Source organism: Candidatus Lokiarchaeum ossiferum, assembly GCA_025839675.1.
GTDB lineage: Archaea > Asgardarchaeota > Lokiarchaeia > Sigyniarchaeales > Promethearchaeaceae > Lokiarchaeum > Lokiarchaeum ossiferum.
Genome location: CP104013.1, coordinates 5,007,003 through 5,026,535, shown reverse-complemented (window position 1 = coordinate 5,026,535; position 19,533 = coordinate 5,007,003). Strand labels below are relative to the sequence as shown.

The 19,533-nt window shown below is 29.7% G+C and carries 12 protein-coding genes; 4 read left to right on the top strand and 8 right to left on the bottom strand.

Translation table 11 applies throughout. From position 1 onward, the window contains the following. Positions 1-5: 5 nt before the first annotated feature. Both NEF87_RS21525 and NEF87_RS21520 read right to left on the bottom strand, forming a co-directional pair. Positions 6-1,133: a glycosyltransferase gene (locus tag NEF87_RS21525; RefSeq protein WP_457917451.1), complete on the bottom strand. Its 1,128-nt coding sequence runs from the start codon at positions 1,131-1,133 to the stop codon at positions 6-8. A 662-nt stretch (positions 1,134-1,795) separates the two neighbouring features. Then, a complete protein-coding gene (locus NEF87_RS21520; RefSeq protein WP_457917450.1) occupies positions 1,796-2,941 on the bottom strand; it encodes a glycosyltransferase family 4 protein in 1,146 nt (381 codons plus the stop codon). A 1,420-nt stretch (positions 2,942-4,361) separates the two neighbouring features. Here NEF87_RS21520 and NEF87_RS21515 point away from each other — a divergent pair. The 3 genes from NEF87_RS21515 to NEF87_RS21505 all read left to right on the top strand — a co-directional run bounded on the left by NEF87_RS21515 (position 4,362) and on the right by NEF87_RS21505 (position 9,704). Beyond that, entirely contained in the window at positions 4,362-5,480 is a 1,119-nt protein-coding gene (locus NEF87_RS21515) for a hypothetical protein (RefSeq protein WP_457917449.1), read from the top strand. Positions 5,481-5,941: 461 nt separating this feature from the next. Continuing rightward, positions 5,942-8,482 (top strand): hypothetical protein, encoded by a 2,541-nt coding sequence (locus tag NEF87_RS21510; RefSeq protein ID WP_457917448.1) that lies wholly within the window; start codon positions 5,942-5,944, stop codon positions 8,480-8,482. Next, on the top strand, positions 8,472-9,704 hold the full coding sequence (locus NEF87_RS21505) for a glycosyltransferase family 4 protein (protein ID WP_457917447.1): 1,233 nt from the start codon (positions 8,472-8,474) through the stop codon (positions 9,702-9,704). The genes NEF87_RS21510 and NEF87_RS21505 overlap by 11 nt, the downstream gene beginning before the upstream one ends. Positions 9,705-9,713: 9 nt before the next feature. On the opposite strand, the gene NEF87_RS21500 is transcribed toward NEF87_RS21505, so the two are convergent. The 6 genes from NEF87_RS21500 to NEF87_RS21475 all read right to left on the bottom strand — a co-directional run bounded on the left by NEF87_RS21500 (position 9,714) and on the right by NEF87_RS21475 (position 17,837). Next, positions 9,714-10,781, bottom strand: coding sequence for a glycosyltransferase family 2 protein (locus tag NEF87_RS21500; protein WP_457917446.1), 1,068 nt, complete (start codon positions 10,779-10,781; stop codon positions 9,714-9,716). A gap of 111 nt (positions 10,782-10,892) precedes the next feature. After that, positions 10,893-11,675 (bottom strand): DUF4956 domain-containing protein, encoded by a 783-nt coding sequence (locus NEF87_RS21495; RefSeq protein ID WP_457917445.1) that lies wholly within the window; start codon positions 11,673-11,675, stop codon positions 10,893-10,895. A 113-nt stretch (positions 11,676-11,788) separates the two neighbouring features. Beyond that, complete coding sequence (locus tag NEF87_RS21490) at positions 11,789-14,638, bottom strand: CotH kinase family protein (RefSeq protein ID WP_457917444.1); 2,850 nt, start codon at positions 14,636-14,638, stop codon at positions 11,789-11,791. Positions 14,639-14,659: 21 nt separating this feature from the next. After that, positions 14,660-15,397: a VTC domain-containing protein gene (locus NEF87_RS21485; protein ID WP_457917443.1), complete on the bottom strand. Its 738-nt coding sequence runs from the start codon at positions 15,395-15,397 to the stop codon at positions 14,660-14,662. 197 nt (positions 15,398-15,594) lie between these two features. Beyond that, positions 15,595-16,698, bottom strand: coding sequence for a glycosyltransferase (locus tag NEF87_RS21480; protein ID WP_457917442.1), 1,104 nt, complete (start codon positions 16,696-16,698; stop codon positions 15,595-15,597). Positions 16,699-16,802: 104 nt separating this feature from the next. Next, positions 16,803-17,837 (bottom strand): glycosyltransferase family 2 protein, encoded by a 1,035-nt coding sequence (locus NEF87_RS21475; protein WP_457917441.1) that lies wholly within the window; start codon positions 17,835-17,837, stop codon positions 16,803-16,805. Between the two features lie 219 nt (positions 17,838-18,056). Between NEF87_RS21475 and NEF87_RS21470 the strand changes: the two genes are divergently transcribed. After that, complete coding sequence (locus tag NEF87_RS21470; protein WP_457917440.1) at positions 18,057-19,292, top strand: right-handed parallel beta-helix repeat-containing protein; 1,236 nt, start codon at positions 18,057-18,059, stop codon at positions 19,290-19,292. Positions 19,293-19,533: the final 241 nt, after the last annotated feature.

Sequence of the window (19,533 nt, the reverse complement as noted above, 5' to 3'; positions counted from 1 at the left end):
CTTGTTTAAATTTTTTTATAAATTGAGCGGAAATTCTCAACTGAGTATTTGAATGAAAACTTCTTTTTAATAAATTCGGATGCATTTTTGGACAAGATATCAAGATTTAATGATTTTGTTCTAAGAAATCCATCAACTATTGCATCTGTTGAATTTGATTCCAATAATATTCCATTAACCGAATCAACTATAATATCTGGAATACCCCCAACTTTCGTAGAAATGACGCAACATCCACATCCCATCGCTTCTAATAAAACATTCGGTAAACCTTCACTTAAGGAAGGTAATATGAAATATTTCATATTTGACAAAAATAAGGGAATGTCTTCTCTGTTTATCCAACCATGAAAAAAAACTTGATTTTTCAAATCAGTTTTTTCAATATATTTCTTTAGCTTATCTACAAATTTTTTTTCCCCAAAACCTCCAATGTGTAAATTTACATTTACTTTTTGATCTTTCAATTGTTTTATAGCAACTATCAAGTTTTGAATCCCTTTTGGTAAACAAATTTCTCCAAGAAATCCAATATTTTCTTTTTTCTTGCTAATATTTTTAAAAAGAATTTCTGAATGGGGGATATAATGTCTCTGAAAAACAGCAATTTTTTTATCAAGATAATGTAAATTCCGCTCAGTAATTATTTCTTTTGAATAAACCAATACTTTATTGGTTAAAAAGAAGTTAATTTTAGATAAGGCTTTCTGAAATATGAAAAATAGATCTTTATTTGAATAACTTCTTTTCGATGGGAATCCTGCGAGTAGAAATAGTGTTTTCTTCCTCAAAATTTTACTAACTAAATGAGGAATTATCATATCTTCAGTTCCAATAAAAAATAAATAAGTTTCAACAACATTTTTCAATTTAATTATTTCGATTGTCATCAATATCTGAGTTCGTATGTAAGAAACAATTCTAAAAAAGAAATTTTCCATTTTTCTGTGGTCAATTTTTATATAATGTATGTCTGGAATCATTTTTTCTAAGGAATGATTATCTAAACTTCCACATATTAAATAATTTGTATCTTTAACTTGTTTAATTATCTGAATTAATTGAAATACTGGCTTCACTCCGGTTTTTAAGATTGGAAAATTTACAACACAAATTCCTTTATTTTTATTCATTTTATCACAAACCATACAAGTAAATTATTTAAAAAAAATTTTGATAAATAAAAAAAAATGAATTGAGCAAATTTTGAAAAATTCATTACATAGATTAATACTAATGTCTATTAACAAATTTTCTACTTATCTATTTAAATTTCCTGAGTTAAGATCAAAAAAGTGTTAATTTTTAATTACAATTTCCCACTTGACAAATATATGACATTTGACTGAAATTTAATTCAATCTATCTCAAAATGTTATAGGAGGATCTATCAAGATTTATCAATTTAAACTTTTTTTGATTTACTTCGAGTTACTTAACCCGTTTTGAGAATTTATCCAATTTTCAATTTTGTCGAATTGAAATTTCGATCCTTTTATGAAATCGAACGTATGATTTATGTTTAAAAATCTAAGAGGTACTCCTTTTTTATTGAATTTGAGCGAGATAAACATCTTAGAAATGATTTATCAAAAATCTAAATTGGTATATTAGTGGGATAGATGGCTCATAAGTCGGCATGAATTTCACAAGGGTGATAAAATATTTAATCTAATAAATCTTGATAGAACCTCATAGAATTTAAATTGAAAAAGAAAAACTTTTCTTCTGGCTGGGTGATTTGTTTATAAATGTATATTATCAATTAAGTGATTTTTTTCTTACTTCCCTTAAGTTAGCTTTTTAAGATAAAATCATAAATTTTGGATATTTCTTCACCAATAACTTTCCAAGTTTTTGGATAAGATTTAATGAAACTAGATTCATACTGATTTGACAATCTTGCTTTTAAAATAATTTTTGAAATTTCTGATGGATCATTAGATTTCAAAAAATATGGATAATCTTTTGAGAGAAAATCAGGAATTGCTCCAGCAGTAGTAGTAACTACTTTTTTTCTTAAAAATAGCGCGTCTAGTGGTACCAATTGACACGCTTCATAATTGCTTGCAGATATATAAATATCTGCCATCTCCAAAACGGATAAATACTGTTGCTTTTGTAAATATCCTAAATAATGAATTTTTTTTCTATTAATTTTTAATACTTTTTTCAAGTATGGAATTCCAATAATGGGTTGAGATTTTCCCACAAGTAGGAGATGGAAATTTGGTGGTAAATATTCTAAACTTTGTGCCACACTCAATGTCCCTTTCCTATACTCTATTGTCCCAACCATTATCATTTTAATTATTGAATTATCTGCTATCTTAATTGATTTCTTAGTTTCTGATTCTAATTCTTCCTTTTTATTTATCAAGTTATCTCTTCCATTTGGAATTTGATAAATTCGCTCGCTTGTTACCCCTTGATATTGGAGAGCTCTGATCATTTTCGAAGAACCTACATGAAAAAAGTCAAAATTTCTAATTGCTTTTGAAATGGACCATTTTATAAATTTAAACCAAAAATATTCAAAAAATTTTAATGGATCATTTCTATTTCTATCATAGATTTCCATTGAAGGATCATCATGTAAAGTTAGTATTTTTTTTATTTGTGTTTTAAGTGTTGGATAGTTTCCTGAAAAGCCTTGAATGTGAATTATATCCGGTGAAAATATCTCTGTAACATTTTTAATCATTCGTTTAGCAAAAAAATTATTAATTATAAAATTTAATATTGGTAAATTTATTGGAAGATTTTTATGTTTGAATAAGATCTCATTCCTTTGACATTTTGCCTTTTGATCAGAAACAATAATAATTTTCAAATCATTTCTGTCAATAATCGACTGCAAAATATGATATCCTGCAGATTCTGCACCTGGAATTGCATTTCCATATCCTTTTAAGTAAAAAATTATTTTTATTTTTTTCATTTTATCGAATCATCAGTTAATTTTATTTTGTTGAATGCAGAGAAAATCTAAATATAGTTGATAAAATATTCCAAATAATATAAGAATTAAGAATGGATGCAATATTTGGTGTCTCATTAATTATTTTTATTTTTTTCTGTAATTTTATCTAGAATTTTAAAAAATTAAAAACACCCAAGACAGCTTAAAGAAATTGTAAATAAAAATCAAAAATTAATGAATAGGATTTGAATGATTAAATTTTAGAAATTAATTCTAGACAAATTAAATTTATTAGGAGACAAAAAACTATAAAAAAACATCAATAACAAAATTCCAACGCTTTAAGAATCAAATACACTAATAAAATCACGTATTAAAGAAAGTAGGAGTAAAATTACTACCATAAAAGGATAGTTATTCAGCATATATTTTTAAAGGAGTTGATAATTGCAGGATTCAACAAGATAAAACTATATCCAACAAGAACCTTTAAGTAAAATTAAATATTTTCGACCGAATGAAGCCTAAACCATTTTATATCGCATATTTCAATAATCTATCATAAATGCACACATTTCCTAAATTCGAACCTATTTATTAAAGCCTATTTATAAAAATTGCAGTAAAATGATAACATTCCGAAAGTGAGGCAAATTATGAAGCTTAACTTGCAGGGGCTTCCATAAGCATATATTAAGAATTTAATTGAGAGAGCGGTGATTTCAGAATTTTGCTCAAAAAGAAAAGAATATTATTGTAGGATACCTCACATTGTACATATGCGTGCAAAAATTTTTTATTACTCATATTGTAGAATCCACTTGTTTTGTCAGATCTTACATATCTTGAACTTTTATTAGTATTACTTGATATTATCACACTCAACGAAACAGTTTAAAGAGTTAATTCCCGACTTTTGTAATTTTTGAAGATCTTTATCTATAGATTGAAAAACTTCCTTTACTGATTGAATATCACCCCTTCCAAAATATACATTCTTATTCACACTTTTCATAAAACAGATGCAACATCTCAGTAATATTTTGCTTGTCAATGATAATTCCTAAGATTTGAATGTCATATTTATCAACATGCTCTCAAACATTTCATGAAGTTCTTGTCAATTAATGGAATTTTGGGATCGAAATGAATAGATATTTCGGGCAGAATATGGAATTCACCCTTCATGATGAATATAGAGATAAAATAAGTCATCAACATATTATTTTTTGATTGATCTATCGAATTACAGTAGGAGTGGTTATAAAATATAATTGATTAATTTCTCACGATTCGGGAAAACTCGGCCTTCAATCATCGAAAAGTAAAACAAATAAATTTTTTTTCATCATCCAAAAGTCTTATTACTCGTTTTTACATAAAAAAAATTTTAAAGTCTGGAAAATTACTTGATAATAGGATAATCGTGTTGGGATTTATGAGAAATATTACTATTGCTTTAATTTTTATAAGTTTTATTTCTCCAACTTTTTTGCCAATAAGTGCATCAACTACTAAAAATTTTAAGAATCATCCAGGAATAATTCAATGGGGTGAAAATGGTGCCCCATCTAATGGATTTTCATATATACGCCCGTTTGAAGATAGATCATATATAGAAATAATTCCAGAAATAAATGGTCATCAATACCCATTAGATTTTTATGACAATATAAGTGATGAAAATTCTGAAAATTCCAATTTGGCTATAATTGATACCTCTCATATAAATTCTACATATTTTACTTCGTTTTGGATACAAATTGATAATTCTGAAAATAGATTTTATTATAGAACTTCAATTGAAGGATGGAAGAAAATACTATTCGTTTTTAGTATCGAAAATTCTGGGTTTTATTTTACTGGAAAAAATGGAAAAAATATGATATCAGAAATTGAATCAAATACTTGGTATCATATTTGCATCAAAGATGCTTTTAATGGTAAAACTCATTCTCTCAAAGTATTTATCGATGGTTTTTTGGAGTATGAAGATATAGGAAATGACACTGATCATAATGTCTCTTATGCATATTTTGCAAGTTCACCAATTGATTCAAATTATCACGTATATATTGATGCTTTATATGTCGGGATTTCTGAAGGAGAAGCTTTTTCAACTATAGGAGGGGTAAAAAGCAATTTTAAAAATCCTGAATTTTTAAAGATCCCTAATTCATTAACTTATGAAAAAGGTACAAAAGGAAATTTTATTGAGTGGATAATAAAAGATTTTGTAGTGAATGAATCAATCTCAACATATACGATCTATAGAAATGGGACATTTATTCTTGAAAACTCATCCCATTCTTGGATTTCTAATGAACATATAAGGATTAATGTAGATAATTTAGATATTGGTGAATATTTTTACAAAATCGAATTAATTGATGGCTATGGAGGATTCATATCTAATGTAGTGAAAATAAAAGTCATTCCTAAAACAGCAATTTCTACCTTCAAAGATATTTTTAGTAATTTCAATATGAAAAACTTTCTTATTTTTGGAGTCATAGGAGTTTTCACAATTCTTATCAAAAATAAACTAAAATTCTAACAAAATCGTTAAAATTTTCGAATTTGATAGTATTTAGATTCGTATATACTAATTTCAATTAGATATTAAAAAAAATAACAAATGAACAATGATTCAAGGTTAGAAATATGGATAAATTAAACGAGATTAATCAATTTTCATTTTTAGAATACACAAAAATCAGCAATTTCGGGAAATTATTTAGAAAAAAAATGGTTTTGAGCAAATTTTTATATTATTTTTCAAAAATACTCGATATTACCTATGTATTTTTATTAGTTTTTTATATCTTATTTCAATCACGGGATTTTTTCATAGAATTTATCATAATTTCAAGTTTCTATATCATAGGAACTACACTTTTCTCTCTATTAAATCAAATTTCTCGAGAATATAATAATTTTTTAAAAGCTTTTTTCTCTTTTCACATTTATCAAAGAAAATTCATATTAATCACCAAATATAAAAATAAAAAAGTAAAAATGCTCAGTTTAATAGATAATTGGAAAGCTGAAATACTTAATGAAGATTTACAAAATAAACCAATTAAATATCATATGAACAAGTTAAAACACCAATTTTTGATAAAAAAAAATACAAAACATTTAATTTTCTATGATTATAGAATAAATTTCTACATTTCCAAATTAAATCAGAAAGGAAATATCATTTTATCAACAATAATGGCAATGAAAAATGGAATCAAAGAAATCAATGCCTATCGAGCATATTTAAAATCAAAAAAGGAAGAATCTTTTGAAACAGAACATTTAAAACATGAATATCTACAAAAGAGAACTGAAGCATCATATTGTTTAGTATTATTAAAAACCGAAAAAAGATTGTGGAAAATAGAATACCTATCAGAATTTCTTTCTCGAATATTTAAATATTTTATTAATAAATTGAGTAAAGGAAAGAAAATTACTCCCAATAACTTAAAAACTTATTCAAGATATCATGAAAAGAAATTTATATGGATTTTTTTGCTTAAATACGTGCTACCGATGTGTATTACCCTTGGAGGAATAATTCTACCTCAAAATATATTAGGATTTTTAATCATTATTGAGCTCTGTTTAATTTGTACCCATTTGAGCAATAAATTCTTACAAAAAATAGAAATAAAAATAGTATTTGTATGTTCTTCTATCATCCTGCTTTTATCATTGGTTGGTTTTATTGAATTATTAATTTCGAAATATTTTCTTCTAATTTCAATCTATTCTTTTTTCCGAATATTATATTTATTACTTTCAATTCTAATTATCGGTCTCTTCAACCCACAGAATTTCAGAAAAACGATTACCAAAATAAAAAAGAAATTTGGGAGAATTGAGATCAAATTTCTATTGAATATCAGTTTTTATTTTATGGCGATGGTTATTTTCATCCGACTAATTTACATTTTCCTAAATCCTCACGATCAAATCCAAAACCCCTATGAAATACTGCATAATTTAGTAATTTTCCAATTTATCCCCATAGATATAATATTTTTGTTTGGAATTTTAATAACTCTATTATTATATGAAATCTATCAATTTAAGCCCAATGTATCAGAAATCCAAGTAAAGCTTTTCATTTTAATAGTTTTGATTTCCATCACCGGCAATGTCACCACGAATTGGTGTGGGATAGATGCTGTGAATTTGGTAAATCATCTTGATCCATTTTTTATTGAAAAAGAGAATTATTTTATCAATTTTTATGCAATTTTCTTTTTTTATTCTTCATCCCAGTATTCTTTTCTAACCTTTTTCTTGTCCAGCATTAATGGGACCCAAATTTTTATCACTTTCCTATTACCAATTACAAATTCTATCATTTATATTATCCTCACTCAAATCATTCACATTTCCTTCAAAAAATGGCAAATAAATCATGAAAATATAGACAGCAAAAAAAGAAGGTTTGCATTTATACTTCTAATAATTATTTTTGTTACTTCACCAATTCAGTGGAAATTTACTCACATAGGGAATTCGGAAACATTAGGAACCATATCTTTGATTCTCCTGTTATTTTCAATGATTTCTAAAAATGACGATGTGGAAAAATATAGAGTTATTTTCATTATTTTGTCCTGTCTTCTTTCGTTATTTCATTTTTCCCATGCCTTCATAGTGGTTCCTGTTTCAATATTTTATTTGATCTACCAGTATTCAAAGACACCAATAACTAAACCATTATTACTGGATATCAAATTTTATGGACAATTCTTCCTACTTCTAACAATTTCATGGCTGAGCTATATTTCCTTAGAAATTTCAAATTCCTTGGAACACTATTTCCTACAAGTACTCGATAAATTCATTCCACGAAACTATCTTCGAGAATTTACGTTATTTACAGTCCCTCAGCTGAATAATCAAGTAGTAAATATTTTTTCAGCCACATTCTTCGCAATTCCAATAATTATCCTACTTATCCTCTTTTGTACAAAAAAATTTGGGATATTTGAAAGATTGGAATACCTTCTTCAGTGTTTATTTATAATCCTAATGGAGTTTCTCAGTAGAATTCAGCGCTTTTTAATCTCTAAAATCAATTTTGCTATGAGGAAAAATATTTTACCACTAACATGGATTTTTGGATCGGTTCTCATTTTGGCAAACCAAATTTACTCGCATCAATCGCTTTCTTGGTATCCATTTGTATCGGCAATATTATTCATGGGACAAATCATTGTATTAAGCCAAGTATTGCTGAGTTTTTTGGATCTGATGAAATCAAAACCTAATATCTTCATGCCCTTCATCATTTTTGATATCATTTTTGTGGTAGTTTCATCAACTTTCATTTTAGTTCAACCTTTGGGACCGGGATCCTATATGGAATATTTCTATAGATTTGCCAATTGGTTTCTGTTGGGACATTTTGTGTTAATTTTATCGGAACAAACCTCAACAAAAATATGGATACAGTTCTGGCAATCAAAACCAACATGGGTGCTACTATTATTTTCAGCATTCATTATTGTTATTAATATCCTTGCAACTTTCTGGGAGTATGCCTATTGAAGAAAAAGATAAAAAGTATGAAAAACTGATATTGATAGAGCAATTGATGAAAGAAAATCCAAGGAATATCGCTTTTACCATCGAATCATTTTTTCCAAGTATAACGGGACCCAATAAAGAGGCGTTTGGAATTGCTCGAAGAATTGTGCACGATGGATTTAGACCATCAATTTTTACTTCTCATTTAGATACAAAAGACTGCAGAAATGAGGAAATTTTTGATGCAGTTCCTGTAAAACGCTACAAGATATACGGAAAAATTATGCGCTTTGTATTTACCCCACAAATGTATGGAGAGTTAAAGAAAAAAAACTTAAACTTAATCCACGCCTTCAATTATCGGAGTATTCAGACCGAAATAGCGTATAAAATAGCAAAAAAGAAAAAAATTCCTTTGATTTTCAACCCCTGTGGCCAATTATTAAGTTATAAGCATGTAGTGTCGGGGTTTAAACAGCTTCCATATATTTTATATGATATTCTAACATGGAAAAAAATAATCAAACGAGCAGATAAAATAATCGTGGAATCACAGTTAGAATATGATGAAGCGTTGACCTTTGGAGTATCGCAAGAAAAATTGGCTCTAATTCCGATGGGAATCGACTCCGCTAAATACTATAAACCCAAAACCTTCTACGAATCAACATCAAAAAACCCATTGAAAATAATATTTGTAGGGCGCTTGTCCAGAAATCGAAATTTAGAACCAATCTTAAGGGCGATGCTATTGGTGAAAGATGTCGAACTTCGGATCATCGGGGCAGAAATGAAGACATCAGGGATGTTAAAAGGAGGTTATTTGGATGAATTGCAGCAATGGGTCCAAAATCATGACTTATCAGATAAAATAACATTTATCGGACCTAAATATGATCAGGATCTCATAGAAGAATTTCAAAATGCAGATGTGTTTGTCTATACTTCACTCTATGAAAACTTTGGCCAAACCATTCAAGAAGCGGCAGCATCCGGTCTACCCATTATTTCAACCCGAACGGGATTTGCGAGTGATTTTATTGAGGAAAGCAAAAACGGGTATTTTGTTAACCCTCACGATGAGAAACAGATTGCAAAGTATCTTGAAAAGTTGAAAGATAAACAGTTAAAACAGCTATTTTCCGAATATTCTCACCAAAAAATTCGAGCCCATTATAATTGGGACATTATTATTAAGCAATTTATTCAAATTTACAACGAGTGCGAAAAGAAATACCAATAAGCACAGATTTTAATTATTGCAATCAACTTTTTGGGACGAAGACGTACTGCGTGATACTTTCTGAACCCGTGATAAAAATGCCATTTCTTTCCGCAAAAGGGTGGAGCAGGTTCGATGAGTTCTTCGTCGAATTCCTATCTGAACCCCCCGAACGATAGATTGGAGAAAATCTTTGATAAAAAGCGGTTGGTTCATCTTGATGGCCAAATAAAGTTCAGCCACCAGCGTTTTTAATTCATAACGCGTAAAAAAAAGGAAAATTTCTCGCCCGGCATAATTTTTTAGCATGAAAATAATCTTATTGCGGTTGTATAGATAGACTTGGAAATAATTTTTCCGATACCCCCACTTATTGCTTTCCGTAAATAAATCGACTTTATGAAAAAGTGAAACAGGGGGAAAATAGATGATTTGAAAGCCTGCATGTTTGGCTCGCACATTCCAATCGGTTTCTTCTGCATACATAAAAAATAGTTCGTCGAGCAGGCCAACTTTCTGGATAACCTTATGGGAGACAAACATAGCCGCCCCACAGGCAAAATCCGTTTCACGAATTTGGGAATATGTTGAGGAATCTAATTTATATAATCCATTATGGGAGATAAAGGAAAACTTGGAAGGAGCAATCTGAGCCCCCGCATACCATATTCGCATAGGAGCAGCATAAAAAAGCATTTTGGGTGATAAAAACCCTACGGCAGGATGATTGTACAAATATTCCATAATTTGAGATAAAAAGTCGGGAGTAGGAATCTCCGTATCACAATTTAACAAAAAATAAAAATCAGAATTCAGCCGTTTAATGGCAAAATTATTGCCTCCCGCAAACCCGAGATTAAATTTCGGTTTAAACAAATGGATGGTAGCAAGATTTCGATCCGTTTTCCTTTTTTGAACTAGCTGCTGCAATTTTTGATATTCAACAACTCCGGGGGTGTTATCAACAATTGCAATTTGAAAATTATGATAGATTTGATCATCCAGAGTACTAAGGGCCGCTTTTAATAAAGAAAAGGAATGATAATTAACAAAAATCACGGTAAGATTATAGTTAGAAGAGATTTGTTCATTTTCCATTATTTATTCCAACATTTGTGCAATATTAGCTGCTTTTTTAAAAAAGAATCGATTTTGGGGTAATTTTTTTGAGATTATTTGATCTGAAGTTCCCTAAATTAATTTCCAGAATTAAATTTCGGTAGAATTATTCCCTTCAATAATTTTAATATCTGAAACATATTCGTTTTCATTAAGTTCTTTTAACAATAGATTTTTTGAGTTCAAATCGGAAGCAGAATATTTATTTTTATTCATAATTTGGGAAATTACATTGAATCCCTTTGTTTTCTTCTTAAAAGTCACAATAAAACTGATCCGATTTGTTTTATCATCGATCGAATCAATTCCAAGTAGAGAATAGTATTTCAAGTACTTGATTAAAATAGGAGAGAGAATTTGAGCATATTCTTGGGATATTGGTAGATTCATCTCCAGAATATCTTGAACTAACTCTTTTTTACCAAACTCAAGAAATGACATTAAATACATCAATCCACACCCGAATAAAGTGACAAAAATAGCGACAGAGTAAAAACGAGTCCCACATGCCATCCCGATTGCCATAGTGAAGAAAATGAAGCCTACATCTCGGGTATCTTTGATTGCATTTCGAAATCGAACAATGGATAGAGCCCCAACAAGCGTGAAAGCTCGAGCGATATCAGACCCAACAATAATCATAATGGTTCCTACAATTAACCCTAACAGTACCAGAGTTTGGGTAAAATTTTGAGAATAGGAAATGCCCTTATGTGTTCCCCGATATGTGAGAGCAATAATTAGAGATAATGTTGTTGTCCAAAATACTACTATCAGAATATCAGAAAAAACTAACGAAGAAACGTTGGTTCCGAGACTATCAAATGAATCTTGAATGAATTTCTCAAAGAAAGTACCATCTATGCTACTCATTGTTATGTAATCCAAACGATTAATTAATTTTAAAATTTTGGGAGGATTTCCTCGGAGGCTGGAGATGAGAATATATCGTAAAACAGTGCATTTCCTTGGGAGCTACCATTCAATTATGCACAATAATCGTCCATTATCGAAAGCATTTGAGGAAAATATCTTTGAAGATGTTCAAGATATGTGTTTAAAACAAAAGTCTCTGTACTGTAAAGAACAAAATTTGGCCATTCAAAAGGTAATTCTGTATCTACAGTGGTGGGTTTCCAAAGTTGGAGATCGAGAGCGAGAACAGGGGAGATTTTGTTGTAATTTGAATTATACATATTTTGAAAATATTGTTCAGTCCATAAACGGGTTCGAAGATCTTTCCAGCGCAATTTTATTTCATGACTAAAAGCTGAATTTTCCAGTAACCGATTGTAAATCCGGCTTTGACGTAAAATATGTAATCCTGGAATATCATCCCCAAACCACCCTATAGCTCCTTCAGTCTCATTCAGCTCCCCTAACCACCAACCCCATTGTCCAAAAGTTCCATCAAAATCCCAAGGATTAAAAAAAAATTGATTTGGTGCGGTATTTCGTATGATGTAGTAATTTTTTCCCCAAAAATCGAGATGTCCAATAAAGACGTTGTAAAGGTAATAATCAATAAGATTTTGTTTATTAAAGATAGAATATACCCCAAAAGTTTCATTATAAAAAATTTCATCGGGTGAATCACTCACAAAAGCAATTAAATCGGTCAAGATTTCATCAATAATATTTCCATCTTCAATGTCCGGAAAATCCTGCTCCCAACAATAATTTTTGTATTCTCGAAAAGACGACCAAGTAATCGCTTGAAAGATCAAACTAGAATTGATATTTGGTTGTGGATCATCCAAATTATAGAGTTTAGGATCATTTTTTTCCGCTAAAAGATATAATCCTTGGTATACGCCATTGATAACTAAATTTACATATTCAGATTGTGGTAAGGTCGCCGTTGAAGAATTAGATTGGAGACCACGCCATAAATCCATCGATATTTTAAGACGCATTCGTGGGAAATCAGAATTCATTCCAAATAGAGACCAATCATCATCAAATCTCATCCCCAATAGTGATTCTTTTTTATCAAGTTCAATCCGATAGCCTTTTTTTGGAAAAGTAGATGCAGACCTTCCTCTTATCTTTATTTTACTTTTCATTGAGAGTACATTATTATCAAAGGTTGAGTTGAACATCTCAAAATTGCACTGAACATAACTTTCCTTAGAGATTATGGCACTATATGTAAGAGAAATCGATGGCAAATTAGAAGTTGAAATATTTTTTAGAGCATCGTTATTATGGCTCCAATTTTTTTGATCCATTAAAGGTAATCGCACATCGATCCAGTCAGACATTTGAGTATACATTAAATTAATCACCTCTGACTTATTTTGGCGAAGCATTGAATTTGACATCTGATTAAACAAAGAAGTTAAAGAATCTTGAATATATTCAGAAGTCCATATTGAATTTCGTATTGATACCCAGCGCAATGAAAGATCGGTTAAAAATTGAGTATTAAGGGAAGTATTTTGAGGATAAAGAATTCTTTGAATTAATTTATTCCATCGAATGAACTGAATGTTACTTGAATCTTGGTTTAGCCAATAATCTGGAGATAACATAAAGCTATTGGTAAACCCCCAACTCATGTCAAAATCCCATGGAATAAAACAGAATTGTGATTGTGTAAATTCGTTTTGAACAAGGTAATATTTATATCCTTCGATGCTGTTATGGCCTGAAATTATGTCAAATAGAATAAAATCCATTAATTGAGTATAATTAACGAACGAAAATATTCCCGAGATTTCATTGAAAAACATCTCATCAGAGCTAGTTTGAATGAATTCCTCCAATCTCAGATATTCATCGTCAAATGGATAAGACTTAGGATAAATTTGTTCCCACTTGTCATTTCCTTGAGATGTAGCGTGAAAAAAATCGCCTTGCCAATCTTCCAATTTGAAGATCACGCTTTTTTTTGCCAGATTTTCGATAGGGTTTTCGACCGAATTTTCTTCCGAAATTTCAGCCGGATTGTCAGGAAGATTGAAAAGTTTTCGATCTATTTTTTCGGTCAACAAATAAACTCCTAAGTAGTATCCATTCAAAAATATTTCTACGGGTTCAGATTTTGGAGCAATACACATTGGATCCAATTGTGAAAGAGAATTAAATAAATCCATCGCAAATTTAGTCCGAAGAGCATTAAAATAGTTACGATTCGGAATAAGCACCCAATCATCATCCTTTCTCATGTCCAATAAGGATTCATGTTGATTTAATTCAATTGAGAAGCCGTTACCAGAATTTCGATTTCGAATTGTTCCAATGATTTCCCTACAAAAATAGCCTGTTTCCTTGAATACAGTCGAATTAGCCTGAAAAATAAAGTGGCATTCTTCAGATTCATTTGAAATAATTTTCTTTGGGTTACTGGAAAATATTTGAATGGTTGGGAGATCTTGTTTATAAATTTTGGTTGTGAACTCAAAACTTTTTGTATCACACTTTAACTCAATTGAATATTGGCTAGCATTTTGAAAAGGTTCCTTTGATTGGAGAATAAAATTTTCTTGTTTAAGAAGGGGAATCCACTCAGAATTATTCAATTTGACCCATACTTTTTCAGATCCTTTTGGAACAAAACAAAAAAATTCCAAAATCATGGTATTAGTATGAAATTTTGAAGAACAAATCTCGATTTGGGATGAGAAAGAATTTTGGTAATCAATATTAAACAATTCTTGTATTCGTTCATCTTCGCTGGACCGTTGTTCTAGGATAGTGAAAAAAATGGAAAAATTTACTGTTAAAATGCAGATAACAACAAAAGTAATGAAATCCTTTTTTTGTTTTGATAAAGGTACCCGATTTTGAAAATTAATTTGGGATTCAAAGAAATTATTATCTTTAATTTTCATTTTATGACACTTTGATTTATTTCAGTTTAGGTAATAATTTCGTGATTTTTTTATTCCCTTTGCAAACTTTGAGATTTTTTGTTGTATGAGGTTATTTCGTTGAACGATTCGTATAGCCCAATGGGGAATGATATTGTTAAATTTGATCTCCATCACGCTAACATTTTTAGAAAGGATACTTATCCCATGCCCATTATGAAGGTCATAATTCTGTTTTCGTACTTTTATATTTGTATCGAATGTCAACCTAAAACGTGACTCTACTAATCCTACAAATGCTTGTCGTTTGTAACTTACTACACAGACGGGTGTTAAAGCATGTTTTTTAACTAAGAGCCAAATTTCAGAAAGGGTTCGCTTATCTTGAATTGAAGAATTTTGATAAAAAATTTGTGATTCTTGAGAGTGATTATCAATAATTTTCATGGCATCAGCAAATGGAACCACTATTCTCGACTTAGATACATTTTCGTTATTTTTTTTCTTTATCTCTATAAAAACCGTTTCTCCATCGATTGATTGAAAATCGGGATAATATCGAATTCGAAGTTTTTTTCGATAGCTGGTTCCATTATTTTTTTGAAAATAAGAATGATGTGTGCGTGAATCAAAATATAAACTCCTTACCTCATAAGAAAAATTATTGGAAGTATGTGAATCAAGATGCATGAAAGGTTTGATATGAGCAATGAAGTTATCCCGTTCTTGCAAAGAAATTTGATATTTAATTTCAAAACGTTTGAAAAACTTTTGCAACATCTATATTGTGAGTAAAATCTTCACGCTTCTTAAATTTTCAGCTTAATCAGTACTAAAATGAGATACAAAGAAAAATTTAACATACATTTAAGAAGTAGCGTCACAAAAAATGTCGTTAATAAACAAATCACAATTCTAACAGGAATTTCAAATGCAAATCACTAAATGATAGGTGGAGTCAGATTTTTAACAATAAATTAAAATTTTCGACCATCTCTTATATTTAAATATTTCTGATAACTGGAAATCAGTCTTTTTCCAAATTTTTCCATGGAAAAATTATTATAGATGAAATTAAACTCTTCTTGACCGGTTCGGTCCCCAGAAAGCAATATTTGATGTGCAGATTCCATAAACGACACTTCATCATTCACAACAATGCCCAAATTTTTTTTAGCAGCAACGGGAGATATTCCCGTAGGAAATCCGACAAATTTGCATCCACAAGCAGGTCCTTCCAGATAGAGGAACCCAAATCCTTCTTTTTTGCTGGGAGTGAGCAGGAGATCTGCCATGCAATAATAAGGGTAAATTTCTCCCGTAGAATGTATAAAAATGATATTATCGAGAATTTTTTTCTCATTAGCAGCAAGAATCATTTTTTGTTTTAGAGGACCGTTGCCAATAATAAGTAATTTTGCATTAATTCCTTTTTTTATGATGTAATCGAGAGTTTTTATGAGCAAAAAGGGATTTTTCCGATTAATTAAAAGACCAACCGAAAGAATCAATTTTTCGTCTTTTCCTTTCAGTATTTCCTTCTTTTTGGTAGAAAAATTATGATTTTGATTGAAAATCATGCAATCAATTGGATTTGTTATAATAGAAATCAGCTCACGGCGACGATTTTCAAATTGAATTAGTTCTGTTACTGATTGTTCTGAGATTGCAAAAATATGGCGGCTTCGTTTCAAACTGACACGCGATAGGGTATAACCAATCCACGCATTGAAGTTAGGGATCGAAAATGGTTCGTAATGATAAAATGTTTCAAAATCCACATTTTTGACAAACATTCCCGCCCCTGAACTGGAATGAACGATATCATACTTTCTGAGCTTAAGCAATTGAGATATTTTGAAAGCAAACTGAAAGAATCGAATAAAAGGAATATTAAGGGTTTTGATATAGATATAATGCACATTTTTAATTTTTTTAAACGATTGGATAGGATACGGACAATAAAAATCAATTGAAACATTGTTCATACGCGAAAGAACATTTAAATACTTCTGCACATAAGTGCTGGCTCCGAAATTATCCAATCCGAGATAAAAATACGAAAGAAACGCAATTTTCATAAGAAGACCCATATTTTTGTAAGTATATTCCCATCTTAAACAGAGAATAAAATTTGATGATGGGAAAAGACTTAGTAATCTATGAAAAATAAGGATTCCATGATTTATGAATGATATAAATAAAATAGCAATTTCACATAGAATTTAATTGATCGATACACAATGGATTTTGGAGGGACTTCATTGATAATTCCTTCCATAGAAGAGTAATTTTCATAGGAATTCAGAACTCCTTTATGATTCTTGTGATTAAGTAAAAGAAAATTACGAATGAAGTATTTGTAAATCATAAATTTTTGTTTTATCAGTCCAGCTTTAAGTGCATACACGAACATCAAGGGTTCCAATAACAGTTGACAGAGAAGTAACCGTTTCAAGTTAGAGGCGTTTTCAAGCGTGAATTTTAAGCGATTTCGTTCCCAATAAAAGAATTTAAAGTCGGTCATTTTATATTCATAATCAGTTTTTAGATGCCAAACGGGGATATTATTATCCACATAAAGTTTAAATCCCGCTTTTTGTAAACGGTAGGATAAATCCGTATCTTCATGATACATAAAATAAGATTCATCAAATCCATGAAAGTGGTGAAAACAACGTTTGGAAATTAAAAATGTGCATCCAGAAGAGATCATCGTCCTTTGGATTTTATCAGACATTGGAAAATTATTATTGGAGAAACCTAAAAAGTTCAAGTATATTTTAGCAAATTCAATATTCCCGAACCTATTACAGATACGGGGATTTAAAACAATTTTATCCGTTCGATTTAGTTTTTGAAGGTATGCAAAAGTATGTACCATTTCTGTGAGGAATGCTGGAAGCGTTTCAACATCGGGATTCATGATAACAATTTTGTCTCCTTTGGCAAATTTTGACCCGAGGTTATTTCCTTTAGCATATCCAAGATTTTCTTCAAAATGATGAAATTGAATTTTCGAAGAATTAATGGAGTTGGATTTAAAATATTGATTAATATCAAGGGTTTTTGGAAATTTTGCCCATATCAGCACAATTTCATAACTTGAATAAGATTGATTTGTAATATTGGCGAGGGTTTTTTTTAATTTTGCATCTGGAAAACCAAAAGCAACAATAATTACAGAAATATCAATATTTTTTGAGCCATTTTGAGACATATTGAAAAATTAAACCATTATGTTATGATATTAAGATTCATAATTATACTTTGGATTTAATTATTGCTTAAATTAAACCAATTACTTAAAAATTTTCTTTTAGGATAATTGGAGCGATAATGAATGGGAGAAATCATGAATAACTCTACTCAACAAATAGGAAATTAAGGCATGATCATGATTAATTTTTTAAGGTAAAACTCAATGATACTTCTGAAGATGCAAAATAAATTTTTGAAACCTGTGATCATTTCATTTTTAGTAATATTATCGATTTTCTCGATAAGATCATCAATCAATTTGACCCAAAGTAATTCTAAAACAGAGCCATTCAAGAATTCTGAAACATTCCATATCCACTCTCCAATAGCAGGAAATACTCATCCACCCATAAGTATTGATGGAAATAATTGGAGCATCTATTGTGAAGCCTCAGGATTAGGAACTTTTGAAAATCCTTATATGATTTCAGATTTGATTATAGATGGAAATGGATCAGATGGTATATTTATTAATAGCTCGACGGCCTATGGAATTATTAAAAATTGCACAGTTTTGAATTCGATGACAGGAATTAAAATCTGGAATTCAAAAAATATAAAAGTGGAAAATACATTGATAAATGATTCAAAAGAACATTGTATTTGGACTTTTTTTTCAGAGAACTGTGTTTTTTCCTATAATATATTAGAAAATGGTCCACATGGAGGAATGTGGATATCTAATTCCAAATTTATAACAATATCAAATAGCAATGTTTCTAATAACCTAAACTATGGAATTGGTATAGGGACATCCATATATTGTACCATAAGCAATAATTATATATCTAACAACCCATATTGCGGCATTTTACTTAGTGGAACGAACCATATTATACAAGATAATGTGATATACAATAATCGAGAACGTGGTATTATAGTCTGCGACTCAGATCATTTGATACAAAGAAATATGATTTCTTTATCAGATTACGGGATTTATTTTGGTGATAGTTCAGACGTAAATTTGGTAGATAATATATTTCATAATATAAGTTTAAATGAGTTTTATTTCTCACAAGAGTTCTATGATAGAAATGGATATGATACAACTTGGACAACCCCAACATCTACAACATATACAACTTCTACATCTGATCCCCAAAACCCCATTTCAGAAAATTCGGATGGAGAAAGTTCCACTTCATCCAGTCAGACGAATCTGGATAGTAATTCTTCGGGCACCTCGATTATTTCTGAAAACACTGTTATATTCATTGTATTAGGTTCAATAGGCTTACTTATCTTTATTTCTCTCTTTGCACGCATTATCGTGAAAAATAATAAACCGGGTCCAAAAAACAACTATCCAGGTACAATTGATAAAAACAATCTTGAGGAATTTTTAGAAAAACTTGATAATTCGTTTCAAGAATGGAAAACAAATGAAGGAGAAAAGAAATTCAAAAATTGAATGTCTTCAATGCTGTTTTGATCTGAATCACTTTTTTGCACAGAAAAATCGCAATTTCATCAAGAAAAGTCTTAAATATCGAATAACAAGCATACCACGATGACAAAGAAGAAAAAATTGATTCACAATACTCATTTAGAATATTTTTTTAAAATTTAACCTCTTTGAATACATGCTTCACTTGAGAAAATAATTTTCAAATCCTCAATTCTTCAATCTTATTGTTATCTTTTTTATTATC

Coding starts and splice junctions, on each gene's coding strand:
- NEF87_RS21470 (WP_457917440.1), top strand. CDS start 18,057: ATGCAAAATAAATTTTTGAAACCTGTGATCATTTCATTTTTAGTAATA.
- NEF87_RS21500 (WP_457917446.1), bottom strand. CDS start 10,781: ATGGAAAATGAACAAATCTCTTCTAACTATAATCTTACCGTGATTTTT.
- NEF87_RS21520 (WP_457917450.1), bottom strand. CDS start 2,941: ATGAAAAAAATAAAAATAATTTTTTACTTAAAAGGATATGGAAATGCA.
- NEF87_RS21505 (WP_457917447.1), top strand. CDS start 8,472: ATGCCTATTGAAGAAAAAGATAAAAAGTATGAAAAACTGATATTGATA.
- NEF87_RS21485 (WP_457917443.1), bottom strand. CDS start 15,397: ATGTTGCAAAAGTTTTTCAAACGTTTTGAAATTAAATATCAAATTTCT.
- NEF87_RS21515 (WP_457917449.1), top strand. CDS start 4,362: ATGAGAAATATTACTATTGCTTTAATTTTTATAAGTTTTATTTCTCCA.
- NEF87_RS21480 (WP_457917442.1), bottom strand. CDS start 16,698: ATGAAAATTGCGTTTCTTTCGTATTTTTATCTCGGATTGGATAATTTC.
- NEF87_RS21510 (WP_457917448.1), top strand. CDS start 5,942: ATGCTCAGTTTAATAGATAATTGGAAAGCTGAAATACTTAATGAAGAT.
- NEF87_RS21475 (WP_457917441.1), bottom strand. CDS start 17,837: ATGTCTCAAAATGGCTCAAAAAATATTGATATTTCTGTAATTATTGTT.
- NEF87_RS21525 (WP_457917451.1), bottom strand. CDS start 1,133: ATGAATAAAAATAAAGGAATTTGTGTTGTAAATTTTCCAATCTTAAAA.
- NEF87_RS21490 (WP_457917444.1), bottom strand. CDS start 14,638: ATGAAAATTAAAGATAATAATTTCTTTGAATCCCAAATTAATTTTCAA.
- NEF87_RS21495 (WP_457917445.1), bottom strand. CDS start 11,675: ATGAGTAGCATAGATGGTACTTTCTTTGAGAAATTCATTCAAGATTCA.